Below are 8,141 nucleotides of genomic sequence, written 5' to 3' on the forward strand. Positions count from 1 at the left end.
ACCACGTGACCGCGACAGAGATGCTCCTCGACGCCGTTGATCTCGCCCGCGCCGCCGCGGAGGAAGAGGCGGGTGTGGAGCGCGTGGGCGCTCATGTCGGGGTGCACGGCGAGGACGAGTACTCCGTCACGCACCTGTTCGAGGCCGAGCACGCGGGCTACCGCGGCTGGAACTGGGCGGTGACCGTCGCCCACGCCGGCGAGGGCTCCCCGGTGTCGGTCAGCGAGGTCGTGCTGCTGCCGGGCCAGGACGCGCTCGTCGCGCCCGAGTGGGTGCCGTGGAGCGAACGGGTCCGCGCCGGCGACCTCGGCGTGGGCGACCTGATGCCGCCCCGCGAGGACGACCCGCGCCTGGTCGAGGCCTACGTGCACTCCGACGACCCGGCGGTCGAGGAGGTGGCGCTGGAGATCGGGCTCGGCCGCAGCCGCGTCCTGTCCCGCGAGGGCCGCCTCGACGCCGCCGACCGCTGGGCGGCCTCCGACTTCGGACCCCGCTCCGACATGGCCCGCAGCGCCCCCGCGCACTGCGGCACCTGCGGCTTCTACACCCGCGTCGCCGGCGCGTTCGGCTCGGCGTTCGGCGTGTGCGCGAACGAGATCGCGCCCGCCGACGGCCACGTCGTGCACGTCGAGTACGGCTGCGGCGCGCACTCGCAGGTCGAGGTCGAGATGGGCCCGGTGGTGCCGGTGGCCGACCTGGTCTACGACGACGCGCAGCTGGAAGTCCTGGACGTCTCGGAGTGACCGACCCGTTCGGCACCGAGGTCCTGCGCACCTCGGTCCTCGACGCCTGGCGCGGCTCGCCCACCCGCTTCCGCGAGGACGCGAACGCCGAGGAGGACCTGCGGCTCGGCGGCTACCGCGACCGGCTGCTCGTCGAGCTCGCCCAGAACGCCGCCGACGCGGCCGGGGCCGAACCCGGTGTGCTGCGGATCACCCTGGTCGACGGGGAGCTGCGCGCGGCGAACACCGGCGCGGCGCTGACGCCCGCCGGGGTGGCCGCGCTGGCGTCGCTGCGGGCGTCGTCCAAGGAGTCCGGCGTCGGGCAGTTCGGCGTCGGCTTCGCGGCCGTGCTGGCCGTGTCGGACGCGCCGCGCGTGATCTCCACGTCGGGCGGGGTCGAGTTCTCCGCCGCCCGCACCCGAGCCGAGGTGCCCGAGCTGGCGTCCGAACGCGGCGGCGACGTGCCGGTGCTGCGCCTGGTCTGGCCGGTCACCGAGACCGTGCCGGACGGGTTCACCACCGAGGTCCGGCTGCCGCTGAAGGTCGACCTCTCGCTGGACGACCTCGCCGCCGAGGTCCCCGACCTGCTGCTGGCGTTGCCCGGCCTGCGCCGCATCGAGGTCGGCGCCCAGTCGTGGGAGCGCTTCGTCACCGCGGACGGCGTGGTCACCGTCGGCTCGGCGCGCTGGCTCGTCGAGCGCACCGTCGGCGAGCTGCCGGCCGAGCTGGTGCAGGGCGTCGAGCACCGTCCCCAGTGGACCGTCTCGTGGGCCTTCCCGCTCGACTCGGAGCTGGGGGAGGACGTGCTGCACGCACCGACCCCGACCGACGAGCGCCTGTCGCTGCCGGCCCGCCTGATCGCGACCCTGCCGGTCGAGCCGTCGCGCCGCCGCATCCTGCCTGGCCCGGCCGCCTGGTCGGTGCTGGACGCCGCCGCGGCCGCCTACCCCGCGCTGGTCGCACGCGTCCCCGCCGTCGAACGCACCTCGCTGGTGCCGCTGCCCGGCTTCCCGCTGTCCGAAGTGGACGACCGGCTCCGCACCGCGGTGATCCGCGAGCTGCGGGGCGCCCGGTGGCTGCCGCTGGCCTCCGGCGAGTGGATCGCACCGGCTCGCGCACGGGTGCTCGACGTCGGTTCCGAGGAGCTCGTCGAGCTCGTCGAGGACGCGCTGCCCGGCCTGCTCGACGCCGAGCTGTCCGCGCCGGTGCACGCGAAGGCGCTGGCGGCGCTGGAGGTCCCGCGCGTCACGACCGCCGAGGTCGTCGCCGCGCTGGCCGAGGTCTCCGGCGACCCGGGCTGGTGGCGCGAGGTCTACGCCGCGTTCGCGCCGCTCGCCGAGGTCGCCCCGGACGTGCGCGAGGCCCTGCAGTCGCTGCCCGTGCCCCTGGCCGACGGCCGGACCGTCACCGGCCCGCGCACGACGCTGATCGCCGACGACCCGCTGCCCGGCCTGCGGGTCGTGCACCCGGACGCCGTGCACCCGCTGCTGGTCCGCCTCGGCGCGGTCGAGGCGGGGGCCACCGAGCTGCTGGCCGACCCCCAGCTGCGCGAGAACGTGGCGCGCTCGCTGGAGGACGCCGAAGCGGGCCTCGACGGCGAGGACCTGGCCGAGACCGTGCTGCGGCTCGTGGACCGGGCCGCCGTCCGGGCCGGCGAAGAGCCGTGGCTGGGAGCGCTGGCGCTGCCGGACGCCTCCGGCGAGTGGCACCGCGCCGACGAGCTGCTGCTGCCCGACTCGCCGCTGGTCGGCGTGGTCGAGGCGGACGCGTTCCCGGTGCTGTCCAAGGAGGTCGCCGAGACCTACCCGCGGGCCGCGCTGGTGGCCGTCGGGGTGGTCGACGGCTTCTCGCTGGTGGTCGACGACGAACCGGCCGGACCCGACCACGACCTGGCGGACGAGGCCGCGTGGTGGTCCTCGGCGCCCGAGGAACCGAGCCGGGTCGTGGCCGTCCGCGACCTCGACCTGGTGGCCGACTGGCCCGCGGCGCTGCGGCTGCTGGCCGCCGACCCGGTGACCTGGCGGGCCGTGAGCGAACCCGACGGCTACACGGGCTGGTGGATCGCCCGGCACGCCTCGCTCGCGGGCAAGGCGCCGCGCGAGTACCGGCTGGCCGAGGCGACGCTGCTGGACGGGCTCTTCGACGCCGTGCCGGACCTGGAGCTGCCCGAGCACGTGCTGCGGGCGGCCGGCGTCCGGTCGCGACTCGAGATCCTCGACGACGACGACGCCGAGTTCGTGCTGGACCGGCTCGGCGACGAGGACCGCGTGATCGCGGACGCCGTGGTGCTGCGGGCCCACGCGGCACTGCCCGAGGGCGACTTCGCGCCGCCGGAACGGGTCCGGGTGCTCTCGGGTTCCGTGGCCGCCGCCGAGGACGTCGTGGTGCTCGACCACCCGTGGCTGCTCGGCGTCGTGCCCGCGTCCCGCGTGCTGCTGGCCGACGGCTCGGAGGAGCTGGCCGACCTGCTGGACCTGGCGCTGGCGTCGGAGGAGTTCGAGGGCACGCCGGACCACGTGGGCGAGGTCGTGCAGTGGCAGGACCTCGCGGCCGTGCGGATGGCGTGCGAACTGCTCGAGGTCGCGCTGCCCGACGGGGTCGTCGTGGTGCACGAGGAACTGCTCGTGGACGGGCAGCGGGTCGAGTGGTGGATGGCCGACGGGGTCCCGCACGCCGCGGACACGCCGGAGGGCCTGGCCCGCGCGCTGGCCTGGGTGACCGGGCGGTGGGAGGACCGGCACACGTTCGCCGCCCTGATCACCGAGCCGACCGCCGCGACGCTGCTGGGCTGATGGACGCACGTCCCGCGTGGCTGCGGGAGGTCCTCGCCCAGGTGCGGGCCGCCTACCCGGACGGCATCCCGGCCGGGGAGCGGGACGTGGTGTTCGCCGCGCTCTGGGAGGGGTGCAGCGACCGCAACTTCGCGCTGGTCGTCGAGGAGCTGACCGGCGTCGACCGCCTCGTCGCCTACGGCGAGCACGTCGTCGCCGCCGAACGGAACTCCCGGCGGCTGCGAGCGCGGGTCGACGAGGTCCACGCCGCCTTGGCCGAGCACGGCTGGGACCCGGACGCGCCCTGACGGCTCAGGCCGCCGCGTCCACCGTCTCCTCGGACTCCACGACGGCGTCCCGCTGCTGCCGGCGCAACCGGGGCTTCGCGATCACCCCGCGCCGGGTCAGGACGACCCACGCGGTCAGCGTCACCACCATCGACACCGCGCCACCGATGATGATCGGCGCCCGCCCGTTGATCTCCCCGAGCCAGCCCATCAGCGGGCCGCCGACGGGGTTGCCGCCCAGGAACACCAGCATGTAGATGCCCATCACCCGGCCGCGCATCTCGGGTTCGACGGCCAGCTGGACGGTGGCATTGGCGGTGGTGTTGAAGGTCATCATGGCGATGCCCACCGGGATCATCATCAGACCGGTGAGGAGCATCGTCGGCATCATCCCGGAGATGATCTCGAGCACGCCGAACACGATCCCCGAGCCGATGAACACGCTCAGCCGCGGCGTCTTGCGGCGGGCGGCCAGGGTCGCGCCGGCCAGGGTGCCCACGGCGATCAGCGTCGAGAGCAGGCCGTAGGCGTCGGCGTCGCCGCCGAAGACGTTGCGCGCCAGGATCGCGAGCGTCATGTAGAAGTTCATGCCGAACGTGGCGATGAAGAAGACCAGCAGCATCACGGTCACGAGGTCCGGGCGGCCGCGCACGTACCTCAGCGCCGACCACAGCTGGCCCTTCTGCCGGGGCACCGGGTCGGAGCGCAGCAGCTGCGACGTGCGCATCAGCCAGACGCCGCCCACCACGCCGATGAAGCTGACGGCGTTGGCCAGGAAGACCCAGCCGGTGCCGATGGCCACGATCGTCACGCCCGCGATGGCCGGGCCGACGATGCGGGCGCCGTTGAACATCATCGAGTTGATGGCCACGGCGTTCGTCAGCTGGTCGCGTCCCACCATCTCCACGACGAACGACTGGCGGACCGGCGTCTCGACCGCGGAGAAGGCGCCCAGCAGCAGGCAGAGCAGGTAGACGTGCCAGAGCTCGACCACACCGGTCACGTCGAGAACGCCCAGCGCCAGGGCGCAGACGCCCAGCGCGGACTCGAGCCAGAGCAGGAGCTTGCGCTTGTCCATCCGGTCGGCGAGCACGCCGCCCCACATGGACAGCAGCAGCACCGGCAGGAACTGCAGGGACGCGGCGAAGCCGAGGGCTACCGGCGAGCCGTCGGAGAGCTCCAGGACGAGCCAGTCCTGGGCGACGCGCTGCATCCACACGCCGACCAGCGAGATGATCTGGCCGGAGGCGTAGAGGCGGTAGTTGTAGATGCGAAGCGATCCGAACATTCCGGTACGACGAGGTGGCGAAGTGTCCGCTCCACCACCCGCGTGACCCGACACGTCCTTACTGCCCCGCCATCCTGTCGATGATCTCCGCGGCCCGCGTGAGCAGTTCCCGTTCCTCGGGGTCCAGCTCGGCCAGCCGCTTGTCCAGCCACGCCTCGCGCGCGGTGATCTCGTCCTCGAGGTAGGACAAGCCTTCGCCGGTCAGCTCGACGATCGCTTGACGGCCGTCGGTGGGGTGCGGGCTGCGCGTGGCGAAGCCGAACTCCTCCAGCGCCGCTATCACCCTCGTCATCGACGGCGGCTGCACGCCTTCCTTCGACGCCAGCTCACCCGGCGTGAGCGGCCCGCACTTGTGCAGTGTGGACAGCGCGGACACCTGCGTGAGCGACACCGACGAGTTGGTGCGCTGTGCCCGCAGGCGACGGTTGAGACGGACGACGGCGAGCCTCAGCCTGCTCGCCAGTCCGTGCTGATCGGTCGCCACGTAGTTAGCATACCTCACGAAATAGTTTCCTGCCGAAAGGTCAGGTCAGCAGACCCTGGATCGGGCCCAGTGCGAAGTAGACGACGAACGCCGCCGCCACGACCCACATCAGCGGGTGGACGCCGCGGGCGCGCCCGGTCAGGGCCTTGAGCAGGACGTAGCTGACGAAGCCCGCGCCGATGCCGTTCGCGATCGAGTAGGTGAACGGCATGACGACGATCGTGAGGAACGCGGGCAGCGCGATCGTGAAGTCGGTGAAGTCGATCTCGCGGATCTGCATCATCATCAACGCGCCGACGATGACCAGAGCCGGTGCGGCGGCCTCGATCGGCACGACCTCGTAGAGCGGCGTGAAGAACATCGCCAGCAGGAACAGCACGCCGGTCACGACGTTGGCCAGGCCCGTGCGCGCGCCCTCGGCGATGCCGGACGCCGACTCGATGTAGACGGTGTTCGACGAGCTGGAGGCGGCACCGCCGGCCACGGCGCCGAGGCCGTCGACGAACAGGGCCTTGCTGACGTTCGGCAGCTGGCCGTCCTCGTCGATCAGGTCCGCCTCCTTGCCGAGGCCGGTCATGGTGCCGACGGTGTCGAAGAAGTCGGTGAGCACCAGCGTGAAGACGATCAACGCGGCGGCCAGTGCCGGGAGCCGGGTCCAGGCGCCGAACGACACGTCGCCGAGCAGCGAGAGGTCCGGCACGCCGAAGACCTGGTCGGGCAGCGCGGGGTAGCCGAGGTTCCAGCCCTTGGCGTTGACACCCTGCGACGGACCGGCCTTGACGATCGCCTCCAGGACGATCGCGAAGATCGCGGTGGAGACGATGCCGATGAGGATCGCGCCCTTGACCCTGCGCGCGAACAGCACGCCGGTGACCACGAGCCCGACGACGAACACCAGCGTCGGCCAGCTCGCGATCGAGCCGTTGATGCCGAGGCCGACTGGCACGGTGGTGTTCGCGGCGTCGGGCAGGCGGCGGACGAAGCCCGCGTCGACCAGGCCGATGAACGTGATGAAGAGGCCGATGCCGACCGCGATGGCCGCCTTGAGCTCGTTCGGCACGGCGTTGAACACCGCGGTCCGCACGCCCGTGAGGACTAGCAGGAGCACCACCAGGCCGTTGACCAGGATGAGCCCCATCGCCTCCGGCCAGGAGACCTTGGCGGCGACGGAGACCGCGACGAACGAGTTGATGCCCAGGCCCGTGGCCAGCGCGAACGGGTAGTTCGCGACCAGTCCGAAGAGGATGGTCATCACACCGGCGACCAGCGCCGTCACGGCGGCCACCTGGCCGACCGGGAGGATGTTGCCGAGCACGTCCGGGTGCGCGCCGGGGCCCTCCGGCGCGAAGCTGCCGATGATCAGCGGGTTCAGCACCACGATGTAGGCCATCGTGAAGAAGGTCACGACCCCACCGCGCACCTCCCGCGACACGGTCGACCCGCGCTCGGAGATCTTGAAGAACCCGTCCAGCATCTGGTCTCCTATCGATGTGTCCGAACGCGACTCCGCCCCGCACCCGCCGCCGTTGCCGCACAGGCTGGCAGATCCGGTGCCGGTTGTGCTGGGTGGGACCGCGCTGTGGTTCCTCGGGTTCCTGGTCGTGCTGGTCGTCGACCGCACGAACAGCACGCTGCTCTGGACGACCCTGTCCGGCAGCCTGCTCGGGATCATCGGGTACGGAGTGTTCTACTGGCAACGCCGGGCCGCGAGGCGGGGGTCACGCGGCGCCCAGCAGGGCCTCGACGACGCGTAACCGCACATGGTCCTGAACACCGACTGGGTCCGGCTGCTGGTCGTCTGCGTCGTCTTCACGGCGGTGGCCTGCGCGATCGCGCGCTTCACCGGTCTCACCAGCCCGAGGCCGTTCCTCACCGCCGCCGCCCGCGCGGCGCTGCAGCTCGCCGCGGTGAGCGCGGTGATCACGGTCGTCCTGCGCCACCTCGGGCTCACGTGGGCGTTCCTCGTCGTGATGGTGGTCGTGGCCACCGCCACCTCCGCCCGCCGCACCCGCGCGGGCCGCAAGGGCGTCTGGGTGGCGGCCGCGATCCTGGTCGGCACCGTGCCCGCGCTCGGCTTCCTGCTCGCGATCGGCCTGCTGCCGGCCGAGGGCATCTCGCTGATCCCCGTGGGCGGCATCCTGATCGGGGGCGCGATGACCGCCACCACGCTGTCGGCCCGCCGGGCGCTCGACACGCTGCACGACCGCTACGGCGAGTACGAGGCCGCCCGTGCGATGGGGCTGCGCGAACGCGACGCGGTGCGCCTGATCGTCCGCCGGCCGTCGGCCGAGGCGCTGCTGCCGCCGCTCGACCAGACGCGGACCGTCGGCCTGGTCACCCTTCCGGGTGCTTTTGTCGGGATGCTGCTCGGCGGGGCGCCGGTGTGGCAGGCGGGCGCGCTCCAGATCGTGGTGCTCCTGGCGCTGCTGGCCGTCGAAGCGGCCGCCGTCGCGACCGTCGTGGAACTGGTCGCGAGAGGTTTGATCAGGAGGGCTTCCCCCGAAGCCGAAGTTAGGCTAACCTAAGTCTCGTCGCTTCGTGGTGGGAGCGGCAGTCAGTTCGGGAACGGACGAGGCCCCCGCTCTGGGC

General features: G+C 72.6%; 8 protein-coding genes. 5 read left to right on the forward strand and 3 right to left on the reverse strand.

Going from position 1 to position 8,141, the window contains the following annotated elements:
• Positions 1-5 precede the first annotated feature (5 nt).
• From ACFWGZ_RS18530 to ACFWGZ_RS18540, 3 genes are read left to right on the forward strand one after another with little or no spacing between them, the layout of a single operon-like run.
• Positions 6-743, forward strand: a complete 738-nt coding sequence (locus ACFWGZ_RS18530) for a DUF3027 domain-containing protein (RefSeq protein ID WP_382452748.1) — start codon at positions 6-8, stop codon at positions 741-743.
• Positions 740-3,514, forward strand: coding sequence for a sacsin N-terminal ATP-binding-like domain-containing protein (locus ACFWGZ_RS18535; protein ID WP_382452749.1), 2,775 nt, complete (start codon positions 740-742; stop codon positions 3,512-3,514). The genes ACFWGZ_RS18530 and ACFWGZ_RS18535 overlap by 4 nt, the downstream gene beginning before the upstream one ends.
• The gene (locus ACFWGZ_RS18540; protein ID WP_382452750.1) at positions 3,514-3,801 is read left to right on the forward strand and encodes a hypothetical protein; all 288 of its coding nucleotides are present in this window, start codon (positions 3,514-3,516) and stop codon (positions 3,799-3,801) included. Before ACFWGZ_RS18535 ends, ACFWGZ_RS18540 begins: the two co-directional genes overlap by 1 nt.
• Positions 3,802-3,805: 4 nt before the next feature.
• Here ACFWGZ_RS18540 and ACFWGZ_RS18545 read toward each other — a convergent pair whose 3' ends face one another.
• The 3 genes from ACFWGZ_RS18545 to ACFWGZ_RS18555 are packed head-to-tail and all read right to left on the reverse strand — an operon-like array spanning position 3,806 to position 7,026.
• On the reverse strand, positions 3,806-5,068 hold the full coding sequence (locus ACFWGZ_RS18545; protein WP_382452751.1) for an MFS transporter: 1,263 nt from the start codon (positions 5,066-5,068) through the stop codon (positions 3,806-3,808).
• 58 nt (positions 5,069-5,126) lie between these two features.
• Positions 5,127-5,552: a MarR family winged helix-turn-helix transcriptional regulator gene (locus ACFWGZ_RS18550; RefSeq protein WP_382452752.1), complete on the reverse strand. Its 426-nt coding sequence runs from the start codon at positions 5,550-5,552 to the stop codon at positions 5,127-5,129.
• A gap of 40 nt (positions 5,553-5,592) precedes the next feature.
• Entirely contained in the window at positions 5,593-7,026 is a 1,434-nt protein-coding gene (locus ACFWGZ_RS18555; RefSeq protein WP_382452753.1) for an NCS2 family permease, read from the reverse strand.
• A gap of 16 nt (positions 7,027-7,042) precedes the next feature.
• Here ACFWGZ_RS18555 and ACFWGZ_RS18560 point away from each other — a divergent pair, with 16 nt between their 5' ends.
• Positions 7,043-7,306 carry a DUF2530 domain-containing protein gene (locus ACFWGZ_RS18560; protein WP_382452754.1) on the forward strand — a complete coding sequence of 88 codons (264 nt, stop codon included), beginning with the start codon at positions 7,043-7,045 and terminating at the stop codon, positions 7,304-7,306.
• Positions 7,307-7,312: 6 nt separating this feature from the next.
• A complete protein-coding gene (locus tag ACFWGZ_RS18565; RefSeq protein WP_382452755.1) occupies positions 7,313-8,077 on the forward strand; it encodes an ABC transporter permease in 765 nt (254 codons plus the stop codon).
• The last annotated feature ends 64 nt before the right edge of the window (positions 8,078-8,141 follow it).

The sequence above is a fragment of the Lentzea sp. NPDC060358 genome (assembly GCF_042725365.1).
GTDB lineage: Bacteria > Actinomycetota > Actinomycetes > Mycobacteriales > Pseudonocardiaceae > Lentzea.

Bases quoted from the DNA above. Each gene is read 5' to 3' on its own strand.
- ACFWGZ_RS18540 (WP_382452750.1), top strand. From the start codon at position 3,514: ATGGACGCACGTCCCGCGTGGCTGCGGGAGGTCCTCGCCCAGGTGCGG.
- ACFWGZ_RS18545 (WP_382452751.1), bottom strand. From the start codon at position 5,068: ATGTTCGGATCGCTTCGCATCTACAACTACCGCCTCTACGCCTCCGGC.
- ACFWGZ_RS18555 (WP_382452753.1), bottom strand. From the start codon at position 7,026: ATGCTGGACGGGTTCTTCAAGATCTCCGAGCGCGGGTCGACCGTGTCG.
- ACFWGZ_RS18565 (WP_382452755.1), top strand. From the start codon at position 7,313: ATGGTCCTGAACACCGACTGGGTCCGGCTGCTGGTCGTCTGCGTCGTC.